Consider the following 20,888-nt stretch of genomic DNA (forward strand, 5'->3'; position numbering starts at 1 on the left):
ATTGAAATTATTTGGACTATACTCACATCAGACTAATCAAACTAATCAAAGCAATTGAACCAGCAGAGAGTCATATCATGATGGATATTGAAGTTGAAGCAACAATAGACAATGTCGTTTCCTTTGCCGGACAGCCGTCCGAAGTCAGCGAGCAATTGCAGGGCCTGAAAAATGGCCGCGTGGTGGCCATTGCAATAGAGGATATTTCTCAGCGCGAAAATGATGCTCTGGAAAACATGCTGCTGGGCGCCGCCAGGCTGTTCAAGCAAACCATGTCCGAGCAACTGGCCGAACAGATGTCCTTGCTTGCCAGGGCCTTCGCGCCGAAAGAGCCGCCGACGCCGGTCATGCTGAAAGAAGCGGAAATGATGGCGCGTGCGCAAAAAGCCGTGTTTGCCGCTTCCGATTGGCTCACCGCAGCGCAGGTCGCTACCCTGGCCGGTTTCAGCGACTCGAACCTGAGCGCCCAGCCCAGCAAATGGCGGCGCGAAAGCAACATCTTCACTGTGCGCCTGGATGGCACCGAGTACTTTCCAGGCTATGGACTCGACCGCGATCACGGCTATCGCCCCTTGAAAGCGCTGAAAAAGATCATTGACCTGTTCAAGGGGCACAAGGAAGGCTGGGGGCTGGCGTACTGGTTTGCCTCCAACAACAGTTTCTTGGGCGGCAAGCGTCCGCTGGAGCTGTTAAAAACCGCGCCGGAGCAAGTCTTTGCCGCCGCGCAGGATGAGCTGGAAGGCATCGTGCATGCCTGATATCGCAAAAACATCCCTGCACCTGACAATCTACAAGTTGCCAGCAGGGACGTTTTTGCACCGCATACATCAAAGCTGTTACGGTGGCACGGAGTTTAATCCTGGCACCAAGGGCAATGCCCGCTTCTCTCCCATCGCCACTCCCGACGGCACAGCTATCCCAACCATGTATGCGGGAGAAACCTTTGATTGCGCCGCGATGGAGTCCATCTTCCACGACGTGCCCTTCGCACCAGGATTCAAAAGCCTGGCAAAAAGCAAGCTCAAGGATCAGGTATATTCCGAGATCAACACCACGGCCGAACTGATGCTGGTCGATCTACGTACCACCGCCCTGCGCAAACTCGGCATCGAGCGCAAGCATCTGATCGACACGGAAAAAGACCAGTACTCATCGACGCGCGAGGTGGCTGTCGCCATCCACACCCAGCGGCCCGATGCGCAAGGGCTGCTGTGGACCTCGCGCCAGGATGACAGCGCCAAGTCAGTGGTACTGTTCGGCCACCGGATCGCGCCCGGCACCTTGCAACAAACGGCAGGCCCACGCGACCTGGTTAATGACACGACTGTCTATGAGAAGGTCTTGACCCTGGCCGAGCGCATCGGTGTCGAGATCGTTCCCGGCATCTAAGAGCCTATCCCAGTAGATGAATACGCCCCCTGCTGGCGCCCCTCAGAAGCGGGGACTGCGTTGCTCGTCGTTGCATGGCTCGCCATGCGGCCTCCTCGCGCCTTGTCCGCGCTCCTGATGAGCTGCAAGCAGAAGACGCTCACTACTGGGATAGGCTCTAAGCCTGCAAACAGCTTACGCCAGCAGCCCATGCTGCCGCGCCAGCTTCAGCCAGCCCGGATATTCCGTCATCAAGAGGTCATACAGCTCGCCGTCGCTGTGCTCGTCAGGCGAGCTGACGGAGAAATAATTGGCGTTGTCGACCAGGCGGCCCTGCAGTTCATCGAGCTTTTCCAAGAAGGGGAAATCGGAGTCGGCAAAGGCGGCGAGGAATTTGCTTTTCGATTTGCGGCCCTTGCCGATGCCCATGAATTGCCAGAAGATCGGCTCATTGCTGGACCAGCGCAATTGCTTTTCCGTTGTCGCCTGATCGCTGGTGCCGCCGTCGGTCACGAACATGACATAGACGGGCAGCTCGGCGCGAAGGGGACGGCTGCGCTCGCCGCCGCGCGCGTCGGGAAAATAGAACGCACGGATCGCTTCCATCGCCCGGCCGTAGCGGGTGTCGCCTTCGAGCGGATGGTGGTCGATGGCGCGGCTGACATAGGTGGTGCAGTTGCGCAGGTCCATCGGATCGGGCTGGTGGACGTTCTTGCCGAACAGGAAAACGTCGATCTCGCCATCGTCGTCGAACTTGCAGCCCAGGGCCAGGATGCGCTCGGCGAACTGCTGCACCAGGCCGTCGCGGTACAAACGGCCCATGGAACCGGAAATATCGAGGCACAGGCAGACCTTGGCGCGGTGGTCAAGCAGCCCCACTTTTTGCAGCGAGACGCCCGCCTGCTTGACCAGGCTGACCAGCTGCGGCGCTTCGCGCTCGACCCGCTTTTCCAGGTTGATCTTGGCTTGCGCCACGGCGGAGACGGCGGCGGGCGCGGCAGAGGGAGCGGCGGGCGCAGACTGGTCGACCTCGCCACCGAAATGGCGCACCAGCGCATCGAGTCCGCCATTGAAACCCTGGCCCACGGCCATGAAGCGCCACTGGCCATCCTTGCGGTAAAGCTCGCCCAGCATGACGGCTTTTTCCTGCGCAAAGTCCTTGCCCGCAAACGCAAAGCGGGCAACTTCGCGGCCGGCGGCCAGCAGGCGCAGATAACCCGTTTGCATCTGCGACATCACGCCGCCGCCATCGATGCTGGCCGTCAGCACGAGACGATCTATACTCGCGGGCAGGCGCGCCAGCTGGAAGGCAAACGCGGCGCCATCGCCTTGCGTGCCGCTTTTCGCTTCCACCGCGCCGCACGGCGTGCGCGGCTGGTTGAAAAAGGTCATGTAGCGGTCGTCCGACAGCTTGCCGGCCGCGTCGAGGCCAAAGCAGGCAAAGTCGAGCGTCAGGCCCTGGGCGGCGACACCGATTTCCAGCACGCCATCCGGCGCCGATTGCGCCAGCGGCAAGCGCTGGCCCTTGGACAAAGCTTCCATTCCATTCTCCTTCACACGATATAGCGGCGCGGATTGTCCGCATTGAAATCATCCTCGTCTTCCTTGTCGTCGCCCTTGAAGACGACGGGACCGTCAAACGCCAGCTGCAAGGATTCGCCCTGCCAGCGCAGCCATGGCGTCGCTTCGCTGTCCGGCTCGGAGGTCTTGCCCGACGGTTCCAGCACGATGCTGTCGGCGTAGACGCGCGCGAGACCGATCACATAGGTGTAGACATCGTCGTCGCCGGCGCCCGAGTCGCGGAAGTCAAACGCGCATTCGACCACCTGCTCGCCATACTCCATCACCATTTTCGGGCGCATCGAGGCAACCGACACGGCGCCATTGGCCAGTGCCGAGTAGACGCTGAACACCAGGCCCACCGTGCCGCCATAGAACTGCGCCAGGGCGGGATTGACTTCGACCGTTTCCGTGGCCGGCTCGCGGCCGGTGACGTTGGTCACGTCGCCCAAGTGGCGCACATAGGGCATGGCATCGAAACTGCCCGACTTTTCCGGTGCCTGGATGCAGCGCATGCGGCCATCCGGCAACAGTATGCCCACCCTCAAGTCCAGGTCGTCGTTATCGTCGTCGCCATCGCCGTTATCGACCCAGGTGGCCTTGACGATCAGTTTTTTCGGCGCACTGGCGCCCTTGGCCAGCGACAATTTATGCGTCTGGCCCGCCTTGGTCAGTGAAATCTTCGACAGCGAAATCCTGGGCGCCACCGGTTCGGCCGCGGCCTGCGCCACCTCGCCGCCGAAGTGCGCCACCAGCGCATCGAGTCCGCCGTTGAAACCCTGGCCCACGGCCATGAAACGCCATTGGCCGTCCTTGCGATAGAGCTCGCCCAGCATGACGGCTCTCTCGTTGGCAAAATCCTTGCCGGCATAGGCAAAGCGCGCCAGCTCGCGCGCCCCATCGAACAGGCGCAGATGGCCGCTGCCCAGTTGCGACAGGGTGGCGGCGCCATCGATGGCGGCCGTGATCACCAGGCGGTCGATGGAGGCCGGCAAGCGGTCCAGCTGGAAATGGAAACCGGCGGGGTCGCCGGCCGGGGCCCGCACGTCCACCGCGCCGCACGGCGTGCGCGGCTGGTTGAAGAAAGTCATGTAGCGGTCATCGGATAATTTGCCGGCGGCATCAAGGCCGAAACAGGCGTAATCGAGCGCCACGCCCTCGCCGGCGATACCGAGTTGCAAAACATTGCCCGTGACAAGGCCGGCCAGTGCCAGGCGCTGCCCTTTGATCAGAGTTTCCATGCGGAATTGAGCTTTGATTATTTGAAAAGAGGGAGCGCCGGACAACGGCTCAGGGCAAGGCGCGCTGCCGAAGACAGTACGAATGTACGGCGAGGCAGCAGCAACGCTGCCATGGGCCGTTTTCCGGTGCTCTTAAGCGTTGATGCCGAAGGAGACTGCCAGGGGACCCAGGCCGCCTTTGAAACCTTGGCCGATGGCCTTGAATTTCCATTCGCTGCCGGCCCGGTAAATTTCACCGAAGATCATCGCCGCTTCCGTCGAACCGTCTTCCGACAGGTCGTAGCGGGCGATTTCCTGGCCGTTGTCGCCGTTCAGGCAGCGGATATAGGCCTTGCTGACCATGCCGAAGTTCTGCTTGCGGTTCTCCGCGTCGTGGATGGTGACGGCCACGGCGATCTTGTCGATATCGGCAGGCACATTGGCCAGGTCGATGGCGATCTTTTCATCGTCGCCGTCGCCGCCGCCGGTGGTGTTGTCGCCGGCGTGGACGATGGAGCCATCGGCAGACTTCAGGTTATTGTAGAAAATGAAGTCGGCATCGGAGCGGGCCTTGCCGTCCGTTTTCAGCAGGAAGGCGCTGCCGTCCAGGTCGAAGGCGGCGCCATCGGTGGCGCGTGGGTCCCAGCCCAGGCCGACCACGATTTTTTTCAGGCCGGGAGCTTCCTTGCTCAGGTTGACATTGCCGCCTTTTTGCAAACTGATCGCCATGATATTTCCTCTATTAAATAACTGAGTGGATAAGAAAAATGCCAATTCGGTAAGAGCCGTCAGCCTACCACAAAGTAAATCCGTGCCAGACGCGCACTATTGAAAATAATGCCATGAGGCAAAAAATAGCGGGGCTAGCCCTGCGCCTGGCGCCGAAATGATCGATAATGCCCGTCCAGACAGCCTGCAATCGATTCTGATGACATCAACGTTTCCCCTCCAGCTAGACCTGCTTCCCGGCACCCTGTGCGACGAACGGATGTGGACCAGCCTGGAGCAAGCCCTTGGCGACGGCTATCTATATAAGCACCTGCCCTTGCACCGGTCGCGCACGCGTGCGGACATGCGCGAGCTGATCGCCACGCACAGCGCGCCGCAGTCGCACCTGGTCGGCTTTTCGCTGGGCGCCTACCTGGCGCTGGAACATGCGGTCCATCATCCCGAACGGATCGCCTCGCTGACCCTGATCGCCAATTCGGCCAGGGGCTTGCCGCCGGACGAGATCGCCACCCGCAAGCGCGTGATCGCCATGCTGGAAAGAAATAGCTACGCCGGCATCACGCGCCAGCGCCTGCGCGAGCTGCTGCACCCCTCCCACCTGGACAATGCCGCCATCACCGGCCTGATACGCGCCATGGCGCTGGACCTGGGCAAGGATGTGCTGCTGGCCCAGTTCGCCCAGACGTTCGACCGCCCGGACCTGATGGACCGCCTGCCCGGTCTGCCCTTCCCGGTGCTGATCGTCGGCTCGGCTGGCGACCAGTTGGTGGCCAGCGGCGACCTGGCGGCGATGGCCGAGCAATTGCCGCACGCGACCCTGCATCTGCTGCAAGAACCCAGCGGCCATATGATCCCGCTCGAAGCGCCGGCCGAACTGGCGCGCGCCATGCAGGCCTTCCTGAATCGGGTGCAGTCTGGAGCGTGACGCCAATATCAACGATAATGGCAAGTATTGAGAACACCAAAAAATGAATTGATTCAATGAGCACACTGACCATTATCGTCGCCACCGACCAGCAAGGCGGCATCGGCATCGACAACACCTTGCCATGGAAGCTGCCGGAAGACCTGGCGCACTTCAAGCGCATGACCACCGGCCACCCCATCATCATGGGCCGCAAGACGTTTGATTCGATCGGCCGGCCGCTGCCGAACCGACGCAATATCGTTATCACCCGCAATCATGAATGGCGCCATGAGGGTGTGGAAGCGGTCGGCTCGGTGGGGGACGCGATCGCGCTGCTGGACGGCGCGCAAGGGTTTGTGATTGGCGGCGCGGAAATCTACCGGCAGTCGCTGGCGCTGGCCGAGACACTGATCATCACCGAAATCGGCCACACCTATGCCTGCGACGCCTTTTTCCCGAAGCTGGACCAGGCTGAGTGGCAGGAAACGGCGCGCGAGGCGCATGTTTCCACCGCTTCCGGCTTGCCGTATGCATTCGTGACCTGGCAGCGCCGGCGTTAAAAGCGTGCTTTTTGCGCCGTCATACGCTCGTCACACCATTCAGGCATGCTGGCGCGCGCTGTGCGTAATTTCGTTATGATATTTTTTTCCCGCAGACGCCGCATTTCTGCGAGAATCCCGTTCTTATTTTTTTTCTGCGATTGCCTGGCCACATATTTACCCGGCTGTCGCGCCCTAGTCCGCCCCTCCACACAAGTTTAGGGGCGGCTTGCTTTTTTGGAGACATGCATGAAATTTCGTTTCCCCATCGTCATTATTGACGAGGATTTCCGTTCTGAAAATACGTCCGGCCTGGGCATTCGCGCCCTTGCCGCCGCAATGGAAAAAGAAGGCATGGAAGTGCTGGGCGTGACCAGCTACGGCGATCTGTCGCAATTTGCCCAGCAACAATCGCGCGCGTCGGCCTTCGTGCTGTCGATCGACGATGAAGAATTCGGCGCCGGCTCGATCGAGGAAACCGACCACGCGTTGAAGTCCCTGCGCGCCTTTGTCGAAGAAATCCGCCACAAGAACGCCGACATCCCGATCTACCTGTACGGCGAAACGCGCACCTCGCGCCATATCCCGAACGATATCCTGCGCGAACTGCACGGCTTTATCCATATGTTCGAGGATACGCCCGAGTTTGTCGCGCGCCATATCATCCGCGAAGCGAAAAGCTACCTCGATGGCCTGTCGCCGCCGTTCTTCCGCGCGCTGGTGCACTACGCCAACGACGGTTCCTACTCGTGGCACTGCCCCGGCCACTCGGGCGGCGTGGCTTTCCTGAAGTCGCCGATCGGCCAGATGTTCCACCAGTTCTTCGGTGAAAACATGCTGCGCGCCGACGTCTGCAACGCCGTCGAAGAACTGGGCCAACTGCTCGACCATACCGGTCCCGTTGCCGCCTCCGAGCGCAATGCGGCGCGCATCTTCAATGCCGACCATTGCTATTTCGTCACCAACGGTACCTCGACCTCGAACAAGATGGTGTGGCACTCGACGGTGGCGCCTGGCGATATCGTGGTAGTTGACCGCAATTGCCACAAATCGATTCTGCACTCGATCATCATGTGCGGCGCGATCCCCGTGTTCCTGATGCCGACCCGCAATCACCTGGGCATTATCGGCCCGATCCCGCTGGCTGAATTCACGCCGGAAAGCATTGCCCGCAAGATCGAGGCGAACCCGTTCGCGCGCGAAGCGAAGAACAAGAAGCCGCGCATCCTGACGATTACCCAGTCGACCTACGACGGCGTAATCTACAACGTCGAGACCCTGCGTGAAATGCTGGACGGCAAAATCGACACCCTGCACTTCGATGAAGCATGGCTGCCGCACGCCACCTTCCACGATTTCTACAAGAACATGCACGCGATCGGCAAGGACCGTCCGCGCGCCAAGGAATCGATGATCTTCTCGACCCAGTCGACGCACAAATTGCTGGCCGGCCTGTCGCAGGCCTCCCAAATCCTGGTGCGCGAATCGGAACAGGTCAAGCTGGACCAGGACGCCTTCAACGAGGCCTACCTGATGCACACCTCGACCTCGCCGCAGTATTCCATCATCGCCTCGTGCGACGTGGCCGCGGCCATGATGGAAGCGCCGGGCGGCACCGCGCTGGTGGAAGAATCGATCATGGAAGCGCTCGATTTCCGCCGCGCCATGAAAAAGATCGACCAGGAGTGGGGCCAGGACTGGTGGTTCCAGGTGTGGGGACCGGACAACTTCAACGACGAAGGCATGGGCCAGCAGGAAGACTGGATGATACGCGCCGAGGACGACTGGCACGGCTTCGGCGACCTGGCACCCGGCTTCAACATGCTCGACCCGATCAAGGCGACCATCGTCAACCCGGGCCTGTCGCTGGACGGCCAGTTCGGCGAGACCGGCATCCCGGCCTCGATCGTCACCAAATACCTGGCGGAACACGGCGTGATCATTGAAAAATGCGGCCTGTACTCGTTCTTTATCATGTTTACCATCGGCATTACCAAAGGCCGCTGGAACACCCTGCTGACGGCCTTGCAGCAGTTCAAGGACGACTACGACAAGAACCAGCCGATGTGGCGCATCCTGCCGGAATTTGCGGCGGCCAACCCACGCTATGAAAAAATGGGCCTGCGCGACCTGTGCCAGCAGATCCACGATTTCTACAAGGCGTACGACGTGGCCCGCCTGACGACGGAAATGTATCTGTCGGACATGATCCCGGCCATGAAGCCATCGGACGCGTTCGCCAAGATGGCGCACCGCGAAATCGAGCGCGTCGCCATCGACGAGCTGGAAGGACGAATCACGTCGATCCTGCTGACGCCGTATCCACCGGGCATTCCGCTCCTGATCCCGGGCGAGCGCTTCAACAAGACCATCGTCGACTACCTGCGCTTCGCACGCGACTTCAACGAGCGCTTCCCCGGCTTCGAGACCGATGTGCACGGCCTGGTGAAACGCGAAGTCGACGGCAAGCGCGGCTACTTTGTGGACTGTGTGCGCCAGGACGATTAAGTTTTCCCGAGCATGATTCGAACGCCGCCTGGCTTACCTCAGGCGGCGTTTTTCATGGCTATGTCACCGTCAAATGTGGGAACGTGCCCAAAGTGGCCCTGAGCAAGCTTTCGGGAGACAATATTCTTTTGGCGTCGAGTATCCAGCGCCAACCCAGGTAGTTGGGCAAGTAGCGCGTCGCGACACCATGAAAGACGCGCAGCCATTCCCGCAGCCGGCTGTGATACGCGTTGACGTTCTGCACGTGGACAGTGCCATGTACGCGTATTCCGGCCCGCAAGTTCACGGCGGCATGCAGGATGCCCACTTCTCTCGCAAACACCGGATAGGCCGGATGGCCATCGCTCACCAACAAGATGTCGCGATCGATCACAGGTGGCAGGCAGGCGTGCAGCCTGGCCTTGGTCAGCTGGCCCAGGCCAGTGACGAAATCAACGGTTTGCCCGGTGCGGTCACGTGCCACCAGGATGCACACTTGCTCATCCGAAATGCCGCGCTGGCGGGCAGCACCGCCTCGCTTGCGTGCCGGCCGTGTCATGTGCCGGGACCCTTTTTGCGACTCCAGTACATACATCTCGTCGGCCTCGGTAATGCCGTGCAGGCAGCGTGGCCGGTCGGTCTTGGCCAGCGCCAGGAAGCGATGGCGCCAGCGAAAGCTGGTATTGCGATGGACATTGACTTGGGCGGCGGCCTTGCGCACCGAAAACGAGTTGAGCAAACAGTCGGCATAGGCCAGCCATCGTTCCTTGTGGTGCAGATGGGCCAGCGGCGTGCCCGTCAAGGCGTTGAAAGTTTTGCCACAAGGAACACAGCGATAGCGTTGCAAACCATGCGCCTGGCCATGCCGGTGGAAACGTGTCGCGCCACACGCGGGGCAATGCAGCTGCGCCTGCGCTGCTTGTTCGATCAGGACGACGGCCGCATCCTGCGGCGCGCTGCTATGCAACAAGTTACTGCAGACAATACGTTGGCGATGCGACAGGTGCGGAATTTGTCTGGCGAATGCCTGCCACTGGGCGGTATCCATCATCGGCTCCTGGAAGGAAAGACCTGATCAGTCAGACCGCAGCAACTGCAGAGCGTTCCCACCGCTTTCGGTGACATAGCTTTTTTGGTTCGCCAGGTTTCACGCTTGCGCCAGATCAAACGCCCTGCTATCCCCTCTCCTAAGATGATCGCCTCACCGGCTATCTGGTTGTGGGACAGGCATGGCGCTCAAGGTCTGGCTGGAAGTACTGCAACAGGCGGCGGCCACTTCGGCTGCCCTCCTGAGTACGGCCTTGCAGCAGGCCCAGCTGTCGATAAGCCGGCCCGCCGATGGCATTCCCGGCATCGTGCTGTTCTGCCAGCCGGACACGGCGCTGCTGCAGGCGCTGGCCGCGCTATGCCGCCAGGCGCAGGTGCTGGCCATTGCCGCCAACGGCGCGCCGCTCGACTGCATGCAGCAGCGCGCGGTGATGGCGGCCGGCGCGCGCGATGTGCTGGTGTGGCCGCCGAACGCCATCGATGCGGGCCAGGTGCTCGCGCGCCTGCAGCGCTGGCAGGCGGTGGCGCAGTTGCTGGCCTCGGACGCCGTGCGCGGCACCCTGGTCGGCGATAGCCAGTCCTGGCGCGCCCTGCTGCGCGAGGCGGTGGAAATGGCCGTTTTCAGCCAGGCCTCCGTGCTGATCACGGGCGAGACCGGGACCGGCAAGGACTTGCTGGCGCAACTGATCCACCGCCTGTCCGCCTGCCGCGGCGAGCTGACCGTGCTCGACTGCACCACCTTGTCGCCGGAACTGGCCGGCAGCGAACTGTTCGGCCATGAACGGGGCGCCTACACGGGCGCGGCCGGCGCGCGCGACGGCGCGTTTGCGCTGGCCGATGGCGGCGTGCTGTTCCTCGATGAAATCGGCGAGCTGCCGCTGGCGATGCAGGCACAATTGCTGCGCGCCATACAGGAACGCAAGTACAAGCGCATCGGCGGCAGCAGCTGGCAGCCGACCCAGTTCCGCCTGGTATGCGCCACCAACCGCGCGCTGGAAGACGAAGTGGCGCGCGGCGCCTTCCGGGCCGACCTGTATTACCGCATCGCCGGCTGGTGCTGCCGCACGCCGCCCTTGCGCGAACGCTGCGACGATATCCTGCCGCTGGCCATGCATTTCCTGCGGGAACTGGCGCGCGCGCCGCCGCCCGCGCTGGATGCGGCCGTGCGCGAATACCTGCTGCTGCGCGACTATCCGGGCAATGTGCGCGAGCTGCGCCAGACCGTCACGCGCATCTGGCAGCGCCATTGCGGCCCCGGCCCGATCACCATCGGCGCGCTGCCGCCCGAGGAATGCCAGCTCGCGCCGGTCTGGCCCGACCGGCAGTTCGAGGCCGGCGTCAAACGCGCCCTCGGCCTGGGACTCAAGCTGCCCCATATCACGCGCTGCGCCACCGAAGAGGCGGTGCGCCTGGTGCTCGACGAAGAACATGGCAACAACCAGCGCGCCGCCGCCCGCCTGGGCGTGACCGACCGCGCCCTGCAACTGCGCCGCAAGGCGGCGGCTTGCGCAGCCAAGGCCAGCCCGCCCTGACTCAGGCTGGCGGCACTGCGCCGGTCAGCACGATGCGGTTGCCGCGCCGCTGCCAGCGCCCGCTGTCGCCGTCGGTTCCGGCGCCGCCTGCCCGCTGCGGCGGCGCCGGGCGAAAGTGCGGCAACTGCTGCCGCAGCGCGTCCGTCAGGGCGCTCTCCACCGCACGCGCGCTGCCGTCCGAATCCCCGGCCAGCCGCGCCGCCTGGCCGGCCACGCGCACGAAACGGCGCGCCACCTCGAGTTCATCCTCGCCGGACAGCGCGCCGCCAAATTCCAGTTCCAGCGCATTGCTGGCGGCACGGCCCAGGGCCGAACCGAGCGCCGTGCCCACGCCGGGAATCGGGATCATCGAGCCGAGCGCGCCGCCGACGAACGGCAAGGCCGTCTTCACCACCGCCTTCAAGGCGCCGCCGAGTGGCTTGGCGATCTTCCTGACGCCCTTCCAGACGCTTTTGAAAACCTTGCCCAGGAACTGCTCCAGTTCCTCTTCGCTGGCCACTTCCAGCAACTCCATGGCCAGTTCCAGTTCTTCCTGTTCGCCGAACAAGGCCGGCTGTGCGCCGAACTCCAGCACTTCAAAGCCGGCGCCTGCGCCGGCGCGTTGCCGGCATTGCCTGCAGCCGCATTGCAGTTGATGCATGACGACCTCCCTTGTTGATATCAGCCCCACGTCTCGCCCATCACCGCCACTTCCAGTTCGCGCCGCTGGTTGGTCAGTACGCCGCGCCGGTGGGTGAACATATCGGCATGGATGCTTTTTTCCACCAGGCGCCGCTGCGTGGCGGACTTCAGCGGCGCCACGTACACCTCATGGCCGGACAGGTCGAGCCCCATCATCTTGCCGCACAAATGGTGCTGCTTGAGGCGCCGCCGCAAATCGTCGGTCTGGCCGCTGTAGGCGCGCCGGCCGTCCCTGGTATCGAATTCGATCAGGTACAGGCCGGCGCCGGTGGCTTTCGCATTGCTGACGGCTTGCGCCAGCTTGCCCACCGACTGGTAGTTCAGGCCGGCCGCCTCGCGCACGCGGCCCAGGGTGGCGGCCAGCACAGGCGGCACTTCGCCCTGCCCGTCGCCATCGCCAGCGTCCTGACCGGCATCCTGGTCATTCCAGGGTTCGGGCTGCGGCGACGGCTGCGCTGTCGGATACAGCACCGGATACGCCACCGGGTAACTGCCCCAGCCCCGGTAGCGCGGCGGCACGGGGCGGCGCGGTCCACGCAGCGGCGGACGCGGACGCAAGCGCCCTCCCCGGCCGCGCCCACCGCCGGCGCCGCGCCAACGTTCGTCCTCCCACTCCTCTTCCCCCTCGCCTTCGCCTTCGCCCTCCCACTCCCGCTCTTGCTCTTGTTCCCACTCTTGCTCCTGTCCCCATTCACCCTGTACGGCTGCGCCAAACGGCAGCACTTCAAATGACTCGTTCATATCGCCTCCTTGCGTAACAGTCCAGCAGGTCGATCACCTGCGCCAGCTGCGCCGGCGCGTGGTCGGCCCGCAGCAAAAACGTCAAGCCTCCTGTGTGCGCCAGCGCCCGCACGCCGGCCACCTGCAGGCCCGCCTGCCAGTGCGCGCGGCCGGGCAGGTGCTGCACCGGAAACGCGCCGCCCCGGCTAGCGATGCCGGCGCTGGCCAGCCCGGCGCGCCACTGCGCCACATTCGCCGCCAGCCTGGCGCGCAAGCATGCGCCATGGCGCGCATTGATGGCCAAGGCGCGGCTGGCCGCCGCCAGCACGGCGGCCGACGGCGGACTGGCATGCACGCGCGTCTGGCTATGGGCCGTGAAGCGCCTGATCAATGCATCGGGGCCGGCCAGCACCGCCAGCGGCACGCCGAAACCCTTGGCCAGCGACGCGCCGATGACGATATGCTCGCCGCGCAAGCCATGCCGGCGCGCCGAGCCGCCGCCGTCCGGCCCCGATATGCCCAGCGCCTGCGTGTCGTCCAGCAGCAGATAGCCGCCCGCCTGCCGCGCCAGCGCCGCGTAGCCGGCCAGCGGCGGCGCCCGCTCCCGGCCCGGCACATACCCATCGGCCAGGATCAGGGGCCGGCGGCCGGCCTTGCGCCAGCAGCGCACCAGGCGATCCAGCGCCGGCAGGTCGCCGCAGGCAAAGCACCGCAGCGGCAAGCCCAGCGCCTGCGCGCGCTCGGCGCCCCAGCGCGCGATCGGGTAGCTGGCCTGGTCCACCAGCAGCACCAGCGGTTCGCCGGCGAACATGCCGAACAGGTCCCAGTACAGATGCAGGGTCGACGGCAGCAGGCACGCCGCTTGGCAGCCCTGCAGCCGCGCCAGGCGCGCGGCGATCCTGGGCGCGCCGGCCATCTCGCCCAGAGCGGCCGGCTGGCCCAGGGTCAGCGCGGCCCACGACGCCAGTGCGGATGAGGGGTGGCGCATGCCCAGGTACAGGGCGCTGCAAAAGTCCAGCATGCGCGCCACACCGCACCGTCCTACACGCTGCGCAGCTGCTGGTTCATGCGCTGGCGCAGCAGCACCGACGGCATGGTCGCTTCGATCGCCGGATCGCCCGCTTTCGCCGACAGGTCGACCCCCGTGACGGCGCGGTAGGCGTGGATATAGCCCTGCACCTGCGGGCGCCAGAAGCGCGCCCAGTTGAAGGCCTGGGTCGGCTCGTAGATATCGCTCCAGTTGCCGTAGCGCACCGACAGCAGCAGCTGTTCGCCGAAGATGGCCAGGCTGCGGAAATGCACCACGCTGGTATCGGTCCAGCCCTGCAGTTTCTTCATGGCGTCGACCCGGTCCATCCACCCTTCCGGATACGCCACCATCACCCGCGTGGGCAAAAATTCGCGGAACTCGGGCCGCGCCAGCATCCATTGCTGCATCAGCATTTCGATGCGGGCGGTGGACGGCAGGTCGCCGAACTGGTTGCTGGCGCCCTGCGACAGGATCAGGTGGATCTCCTTCAGCGCGTTCAGCACCGGGAAGGCGTCGGCCTTGACGGTGGTGTCGTCATCCTGCTTGTAGAAGGAAGTGAGCAGGCGCAGCAGATGATGGAAGGCTTCCAGGAACTTCGAGCGGCTGTCGGCTGGCCGGAAGTGCTGCACCGCCTTGCCATCGAGCCGCACGCCGTAATGATGGTCGTACTCGTAGTTGCGGCGCATCACCGTCAGCCTATGCTGCTCGTCCTGGGTGTAGCCCCACAGCAGATTGTTCAGCGGCCGCAAGGTGTCGATTTCCGTGTTCGCCAGCGGGTCGAGCTGGCTGCCGGGCGCGCGCAGGTTCTGGAAGCGCTGGGCGATGGCGTTCATGGTCTGCACCAGCATGCCCTCCTCGTGCCAGTACGACCAGATCAGTTCGAGCAGGCAGGGATTGGCCAGCTTTTCCTGGATGATCCCGAAGCACACATCGACCTCGCCTTCCTGGCCGCGCGGGATGCTGATCGGGATATCGGGCAGCTTGCGGCGGATCACGGCCAGGTAGGGCAAGGTCTGGAAGCCGTCGATGTTTTCCAGGTAGTCGTTGCGCAGCACCGTTTCCAGGTCGCGCCCCTGCGGAATATCGCGCCGGTCCAGGTAGGCGTTGTCCTCGGCCAGGTTAAAGGCCAGCGGCTGGTTCAGCACGCCGCAATTGACCATCACGAAGGCCTCGGTGGCCACCTTCAGCACGCGGTAGGAATCGGCGTCCGAAAACGGCAGCGCGCGCCGCTGTTTCAGCGACTGGAAGGCGTCGGCCTTGCGGGCGAAGCGGCCCTCCTCGAAACCGCGCACGCTGCCGAGGTCGCCGCAGAACAGGCTGTCCATGAAATGCAGGTAATTGGTGAACGACATGGCCTCGGTGCTGTTGCGGATCAGGGTCCACAGCGGCAGGTCTTCGGTCGGCTCGGTTTCGGTACGCGTCAGCGACACGCCGAGATTGCCGGAAATCGGCGTCGGCTGGCGTTCTTCGGTGTCGTATTCGGCGTCGACGGCCAGCATGGCGTTTGGCGTCAGGCCTTCGGGCGTCGGCAGCAGGCTGCGCATTTCCGGGCGCTGCGACAGCATCACCTGCGCCGCGAAGCGGTGCATGCCGGCGCGCCGCACGGGTGTGGAAAACATATTGGCCTTGCCGCGCAGCGGCGTCCACGGCGACGCCGCCAGCACCTGCACCAGGGTGCGCCCGTCGACGCTCTGGTCGCCGTCGAACGTGACGGTGGCAACCGCGCGGTCGCCGACGCGGCCGTAGCTGCAGTCGCTGGGCTGGCAGTCGCTGTTTTCAAACACCAGCTCGACCTGCGGATTCAATTGCGGCTGGAAGCACAGCGTGGCGGCGCAGCCGGCCTGCACCTGCACGCACTGCGGCGCGGTGGTGGGGTAGTTGCCGTAGACGCCCACATAGGCGCCCGGCGGCAACTGCGAAAACACGGTGCCGCCACCGCCATCGGTCCAGCGCACGCCGACCAGCATGGCCGGATCGGCGAGCCAGTTGGCGGGCTCGAAACCGGCGCAATCGGCGCTGCCCCGGCGGTACAGGCTGATGGCGGCGTTGACCACCACCCTCCCGCTGTCCTGCTCGTGTACGGTGACGGCGATGCTGCCGCCCGCTTCTATCGGGCCTGCGCCTGCGTGGCCTGCGGCCCTGCGTTTGCTGCTCATGTCATTCTCCTCAATGGATAATCAATCGTGACGCCAGGCGCGGCACCGCGCCATCCGCCAGCTGCCCATGGCGCAAAGGGTTATGCCGCAATGGGTTATGGCTTAATACATCAGCACACAGTTCCGAAGTGTCCAGGGTGGCGCGCAGGGCCCAGTGGGTCAGCAAACGCCCCAGCAGCTCGCTTTCGTCTTCCGGACTCAGGCTGCCGCTGGCGCGCGCCTGGCCCAGCACGGCGAATACCAAGGTCGGTGACGCCTGGTACATCTGGCGCGGCGCCGCGCTCCACTGGCGAAACAGGCTGGCCAGCAGGGCCGGCTGACGCTGGTGCACAGCCATCACTTCGACCAGCGAGCGCCCGCGCAGGGCCGGCGGCCGGTGCTGCACCAGCAGGCCGACCAGCGCCGCCATGCTGGCCTGCAGTTGTTGCAGCAAGCGCTGCTGGGCCGGCGGCAGGCGCTCGGGCGGGTAGTACGACAGCCACAGCTGTTCGATGCGCGTCCATTGCGGGTGCGGATACAGGGCGCGGCCCATGGCGCAGCTGAGGCGCACGCGCAGCCACGGCACCGGGTGCGGATCGTCGACATTCAGGCGAAACACGAACACGCGCGGCAGGCTGACCACGCCGATCAGGCCCAGGGTGGCCGCCACGCCGACCCGCGCCAGCGACCAGAAGTCCGCGACGATCTCGGAGATCCAGCGCTCCCACAACTGCCACACATGCACCGCGCCGCTGCCGCCATACTGCATCGCCTGCAGCACCGGGCGCAAGGACGCCACCAGGTCCAGCAGGGCCGCGCCCTGGTGGCCGATCTCGTGCACCAGCGACGAGGCGATGCCGCTGCCGATCATGCGTTCGCGCGGCAGGCGAATGATGGCGACCGGATTTTCGCCGCCGCCGGGCAGGCGCGTGCGCGCGCGGCGTATCGCCGCTCCCGGGCCCCGGTCCAGGTAGCAGATCAGCGGTGGGCTCTGGTAGTAGCGGTACGGCAGGGGCAGCGCCAGCGCATCGGCGGCGACGATATCGAGGCCGGACAGCCAGACGCCCGTCTTGTGTTCGCTGCGCTGCGTGATCACTTCGTTGAACAGGTCGAACTGGGTCAGCGCCGCATTGAATTTCAGGCGCAAAAAGGTGAAGCGGCGCTGCGCCTCGGCCGGGGTGGCGCTGCTGGCGCGGTCGGCCTGTTCGCGCCGCAACCACCACTGGAACTGCGCCACCATGCGCCGCAGTTCCCGGCGGCCCTGCACCAGCTGGCTTTCGATGGCCGACTGGGCGCTGGGCATCAGGGCGGCGGCCAGCACCGTCGGCTCGATCAGCGCGAACGGTTCCAGCCGTCCCAGGCGCGCCAGCAGCGAGCGCGCTTCCTGGCCCAGCATCCAGGCGGCGTAGGCGCCGATGGCCATGATCTCAGACGCCGTACAGGACGATTTTCTGGCCCTGGCGCGCCCAGCGGCCGCTGGCCGCGCGCCCACCCTGGCCTGGCCGGCCCTGGCCGCCATTCTGCACGGCCAGCTGCCCACCCTGGCGTGCCAACAGGCCCGGCGCGAACTGGCGCGCCGCCGCGCTGGCCGCCTGCTGGGCGACCGCGCGCGGATCGCCGCCGCGCGCCTGCGTGGCGCGGTTGACGGTATCGGCCGCCAGCCGCACGAACTGTTTCGCGCCTTCGAACTCGCGCTCTTCGCCGGAACCGCTTTCCGCCTCCAGGCCCAGCGCATTGCCGGCCGCCGAGGCCAGGCCGCTGCCGATCTTGGCGCCCAGCGGGCCGCCGAAATAGCCGCCGATGGCGCCGCCGGCCAGCGGGATGGCTTTTTTCGCCACGCCCTTGAGCACGCCGCCCACGGCCTGGCCGATGGGCGACTTGATGACGCTGCCGGCCACCGAAGCGGCCTTGCGCAGGAAATTGCCGAGAAACTGTTCCAGCTCGGCCTCGTTGCTGACCGACAGCAATTCATTGGCCAGTTCCATTTCCTCGGCCTCCGAAAACAGGGCGTTGCCGCCGCCCTCGCCGCTCCATTCGCCCTGGCCGAATTCAAACTGCTCGGCTTCGAAGCCAGTCGCTTCCTGGTTGTATTCCATGGTCGTACGATCGATGTCATGCATGATGCGCTCCCGTGAGTGTGACAGTGGTAAAACGGTGGTAGACGAGTGATACGGCGGCGCCGGCGGCCTGGACGCCTGCGCCGCATGCTTCAGCAACCCCGGCGCCAGGGTGCGCGTCACCTGCAGCAAGGCCGATGCCACTTTCTGCTGCGGCGCAGCGCCCGCCGCAACCTCCTGGCGCGCCAGCGCCGTATTGACGGCGCAGGCCAGTTGCACGATGCGGCGCGCCAGTTCAAATTCCTTGTCTTCCGGACTCAGCCCTTCGAGTTCCATGCCGAAGATGCGCGCCGCGCGCCGCTTGTGCTCCTGGGCCGCGCCATGCAGCGGCATCAGGGGCGCCAGCACGCGGTTCAGCAACTGGCGCAAGGGCAGCGCCAGCGGTGTGCCGCGCAGTTGCCGCCCGGCGCGGGTGGTGGCCAGCAAGTGCGACAGAAAAGCGTCGAACTGCCCCGGCCGCCGCACTTCCAGCAGCCGCGCCGCCAACGCCAGTTCGTCCTCGTGCTGCAAGGGCAGCACGGCGGCCGGCATCGGCATTTCCATCTCGGGACGGTAGGCAAGCAAACGGCTGCTCATGGCGCGCTCCTGTAACTGGAAGTTTTGGGGCATGCCCCGCCGCCCTGTTTTTGCAAGCCGCGTGCCAGCCCGCAGCGCCGGTGACATGCGGGAAACCGGCGAAACAAGCTTCGTCCATGGCGTAAAAACCATGGTTTCCGGCGAAGCCAGTTTCGCTTCGCCATGTGCTTTTCAGACAAGCTTTATTTAGGGAAATTTTTACGTGTCGAATATGCGACACTTGCCATCGAAGCGTAAAAATATTTCCCGTTAACACAATAAAAATCTTTCCGAAATACAGCTTAACTTCCAGCAAAATACGCCCATCCGCACGCAAAACAGGAAGTGATCAAGACGAAAAGTCGCTTTGCCAATAGATGTGGAACGGGCATGGCCCTACAATGACGGAGCCATGAATCACTTGCCCAACGGAAACTAAATGACCAAGCCCAACCTGCGCCGCCTGCTGGCGTCGACTTTGCTGAGCCTGCTGGCCGCTTGCGGCGGCGGCGGTGGCGGCGACAGCCAGACACCCTCCGCGCAGCAACCGGTGGTCACCGTGCCGCCGCCAGCCACCGGCACGCCGGCCACGCCAACCGTGCCGGCCGATCCCGGTACGGTCACGCCGCCGGTGGTGGTCACGCCAACCGTGCCGGCCCCGGTGGCGGCGCGCGTGTTTACCCGCAAGGAAGCGTCGCGCTTTCTTGCCCGCGCCACGTTCGGCCCGAACATGGCGGCCATCGATGCGCTCGCCGCCAGCGACAGCGACGCCTGGTTTGCCGAACAGTTCGCCAAGCCGCAAACCTTGCACCTCGCCTATATGGACAAGTTGCTGGCGGCACAGGTCGCTTCGGGCGGCCCGCGGGTCGGCTTCACGGCGTTCTATGAAACCTTCTGGCAGCAGGCCATCCGCGGCGACGACCAGCTGCGCCAGCGCGTGGCGTTCGCCCTGTCGCAGATCTTCGTCATCTCGATGCAGAACGAGACCGTCCGGCCGCTGGTGCGCGGCACCTCCAGCTACTACGACATGCTGGGACAGCACGCCTTCGGCAACTTCCGCAACCTGCTCGAGGGCGTGGCGCGCCATCCGATGATGGGCATTTACCTGTCGCACCTGCGCAACCAGAAGGAATCGGGCACCCGTACGCCCGATGAAAATTTCGCCCGTGAAGTGATGCAGCTATTTACCATCGGCCTGGTCCAGCTGAACCCGGACGGCAGCGTGAAAATGTCCGGCGGCAAGCCGATCGACACCTACACGCGCGAAGACGTGGCGGGCCTGGCCAAGGTATTTACGGGCTTGAGCTGGGCCGGCCCGGACCAGGCCAATGGCCGTTTCAACGGCAGCGTCGCCGACCCTGAACGCGATTCGAAGCCGATGCAGATGTATGCGGCCTTCCATTCGACCAGCGAAAAGCGCTTTCTCGGCCAGAGCATTTCCGGCGCCACCAGCGGCGACGACGACATCAAATTGGCGCTCGACACCCTGTTCAACCATCCGAACGCGGCGCCCTTCTTCAGCCGCCAGCTGATCCAGCGCCTGGTCACCAGCAACCCCAGCGCGGCGTATATCGGCCGGGTCTCGGCCGTGTTTGCCAACAATGGCAAGGGCGTGCGCGGCGACATGCAGGCCATCGTGCGCGCCGTGCTGCTCGACCCCGATGCGGTGGCCATGGCCGGCAGCACCATGCGCACAGGCAAGCTGCGCGAACCCCTGCTGCGCCTGGCCAACTGGATGCGCGCCTTCGACGCCAAACCCGCCAACGGCATCTACAATATTTACTACCTGGACGATCAACTGAGCGGCCTGGGACAGAGTCCGCTCAATGCGCCTTCCGTCTTCAATTTCTACCGCCCTTCCTATGTGCCGCCCAATTCCGCCATCGCCAGCGCGGGCCTGGTGGCGCCTGAAATGCAGATCACTTCGGAGCCGTCGGTGACCGGCTACCTGAACTTCATGCAGGAGGCCATCAATTCCGGCATCGGCGACGCGCGCCTGGTCAAACCCGACTACACCAGGGAACTGGCGCTCAGCGCCGACGCCAACGCGCTGGTCGACCGGGTCGATTTGCTGATGATGAATGGCGCCATGTCGTCACGGCTGCGCGGGCAGATCGTCAACGCCGTCAACAGCATCACCCTGCCTGCCGCCAGCGCCACCAATGCCCCGCAGATCGCCAATCTGCAGGCAAACCGGGTCAAGCTGGCGATTTTCCTGGCCATGGCCTCGACCGAATATCTGGTGCAGAAGTAAAAGGACA

17 protein-coding genes are annotated in these 20,888 nt (G+C 64.4%); 7 read left to right on the forward strand and 10 right to left on the reverse strand.

Annotated elements, in window-relative coordinates:
* The first annotated feature begins 11 nt into the window (after positions 1-11).
* On the forward strand, positions 12-758 hold the full coding sequence (locus Q8L25_RS22770) for an antitoxin Xre/MbcA/ParS toxin-binding domain-containing protein (protein ID WP_308921569.1): 747 nt from the start codon (positions 12-14) through the stop codon (positions 756-758).
* Positions 751-1,389, forward strand: a complete 639-nt coding sequence (locus Q8L25_RS22775) for an RES family NAD+ phosphorylase (protein WP_308921570.1) — start codon at positions 751-753, stop codon at positions 1,387-1,389. Before Q8L25_RS22770 ends, Q8L25_RS22775 begins: the two co-directional genes overlap by 8 nt.
* Before the next feature lie 174 nt (positions 1,390-1,563).
* On the opposite strand, the gene Q8L25_RS22780 is transcribed toward Q8L25_RS22775, so the two are convergent.
* From Q8L25_RS22780 to Q8L25_RS22790, 3 genes are all read right to left on the reverse strand, one after another.
* Positions 1,564-2,910, reverse strand: a complete 1,347-nt coding sequence (locus Q8L25_RS22780; protein ID WP_308921571.1) for a VWA domain-containing protein — start codon at positions 2,908-2,910, stop codon at positions 1,564-1,566.
* A gap of 11 nt (positions 2,911-2,921) precedes the next feature.
* Complete coding sequence (locus tag Q8L25_RS22785) at positions 2,922-4,169, reverse strand: TerD family protein (protein ID WP_308921572.1); 1,248 nt, start codon at positions 4,167-4,169, stop codon at positions 2,922-2,924.
* 132 nt (positions 4,170-4,301) lie between these two features.
* Complete coding sequence (locus Q8L25_RS22790) at positions 4,302-4,877, reverse strand: TerD family protein (protein ID WP_308921573.1); 576 nt, start codon at positions 4,875-4,877, stop codon at positions 4,302-4,304.
* Positions 4,878-5,034: 157 nt separating this feature from the next.
* Here Q8L25_RS22790 and Q8L25_RS22795 point away from each other — a divergent pair, with 157 nt between their 5' ends.
* From Q8L25_RS22795 to Q8L25_RS22805, 3 genes are all read left to right on the forward strand, one after another.
* On the forward strand, positions 5,035-5,802 hold the full coding sequence (locus tag Q8L25_RS22795; protein ID WP_308921574.1) for an alpha/beta fold hydrolase: 768 nt from the start codon (positions 5,035-5,037) through the stop codon (positions 5,800-5,802).
* Between the two features lie 56 nt (positions 5,803-5,858).
* Positions 5,859-6,344 (forward strand): dihydrofolate reductase, encoded by a 486-nt coding sequence (locus tag Q8L25_RS22800; RefSeq protein WP_308921575.1) that lies wholly within the window; start codon positions 5,859-5,861, stop codon positions 6,342-6,344.
* Positions 6,345-6,572: 228 nt separating this feature from the next.
* Positions 6,573-8,831 carry an arginine/lysine/ornithine decarboxylase gene (locus Q8L25_RS22805; RefSeq protein ID WP_308921576.1) on the forward strand — a complete coding sequence of 753 codons (2,259 nt, stop codon included), beginning with the start codon at positions 6,573-6,575 and terminating at the stop codon, positions 8,829-8,831.
* Between the two features lie 58 nt (positions 8,832-8,889).
* On the opposite strand, the gene Q8L25_RS22810 is transcribed toward Q8L25_RS22805, so the two are convergent.
* The gene (locus tag Q8L25_RS22810; protein WP_308925778.1) at positions 8,890-9,858 is read right to left on the reverse strand and encodes an IS1595 family transposase; all 969 of its coding nucleotides are present in this window, start codon (positions 9,856-9,858) and stop codon (positions 8,890-8,892) included.
* Between the two features lie 181 nt (positions 9,859-10,039).
* On the opposite strand from Q8L25_RS22810, the gene Q8L25_RS22815 reads away from it, so the two are divergent.
* A complete protein-coding gene (locus Q8L25_RS22815; RefSeq protein ID WP_308921577.1) occupies positions 10,040-11,389 on the forward strand; it encodes a sigma 54-interacting transcriptional regulator in 1,350 nt (449 codons plus the stop codon).
* 1 nt (position 11,390) lies between these two features.
* On the opposite strand, the gene Q8L25_RS22820 is transcribed toward Q8L25_RS22815, so the two are convergent.
* Genes Q8L25_RS22820 through Q8L25_RS22845 form a run of 6 tightly spaced genes read right to left on the reverse strand, consistent with a single transcriptional unit; the run spans position 11,391 to position 18,648 of the window.
* Positions 11,391-12,029, reverse strand: a complete 639-nt coding sequence (locus Q8L25_RS22820; protein WP_308921578.1) for a hypothetical protein — start codon at positions 12,027-12,029, stop codon at positions 11,391-11,393.
* A 20-nt stretch (positions 12,030-12,049) separates the two neighbouring features.
* Complete coding sequence (locus Q8L25_RS22825) at positions 12,050-12,811, reverse strand: GIY-YIG nuclease family protein (RefSeq protein WP_308921579.1); 762 nt, start codon at positions 12,809-12,811, stop codon at positions 12,050-12,052.
* Positions 12,795-13,811 carry an aminotransferase class I/II-fold pyridoxal phosphate-dependent enzyme gene (locus Q8L25_RS22830; RefSeq protein ID WP_308921580.1) on the reverse strand — a complete coding sequence of 339 codons (1,017 nt, stop codon included), beginning with the start codon at positions 13,809-13,811 and terminating at the stop codon, positions 12,795-12,797. The genes Q8L25_RS22825 and Q8L25_RS22830 overlap by 17 nt, the downstream gene beginning before the upstream one ends.
* Positions 13,812-13,831: 20 nt before the next feature.
* Positions 13,832-15,976, reverse strand: a complete 2,145-nt coding sequence (locus Q8L25_RS22835; protein WP_308921581.1) for an 8-amino-7-oxononanoate synthase — start codon at positions 15,974-15,976, stop codon at positions 13,832-13,834.
* Between the two features lie 10 nt (positions 15,977-15,986).
* On the reverse strand, positions 15,987-17,378 hold the full coding sequence (locus Q8L25_RS22840; RefSeq protein WP_308921582.1) for a hypothetical protein: 1,392 nt from the start codon (positions 17,376-17,378) through the stop codon (positions 15,987-15,989).
* A gap of 4 nt (positions 17,379-17,382) precedes the next feature.
* Complete coding sequence (locus tag Q8L25_RS22845; protein WP_308921583.1) at positions 17,383-18,648, reverse strand: hypothetical protein; 1,266 nt, start codon at positions 18,646-18,648, stop codon at positions 17,383-17,385.
* A 418-nt stretch (positions 18,649-19,066) separates the two neighbouring features.
* Between Q8L25_RS22845 and Q8L25_RS22850 the strand changes: the two genes are divergently transcribed.
* Complete coding sequence (locus Q8L25_RS22850) at positions 19,067-20,881, forward strand: DUF1800 domain-containing protein (protein ID WP_308921584.1); 1,815 nt, start codon at positions 19,067-19,069, stop codon at positions 20,879-20,881.
* Positions 20,882-20,888: the final 7 nt, after the last annotated feature.

It is taken from the genome of Janthinobacterium sp. J1-1 (assembly GCF_030944405.1).
In the GTDB taxonomy this organism is placed as follows: Bacteria; Pseudomonadota; Gammaproteobacteria; order Burkholderiales; family Burkholderiaceae_D; genus Janthinobacterium.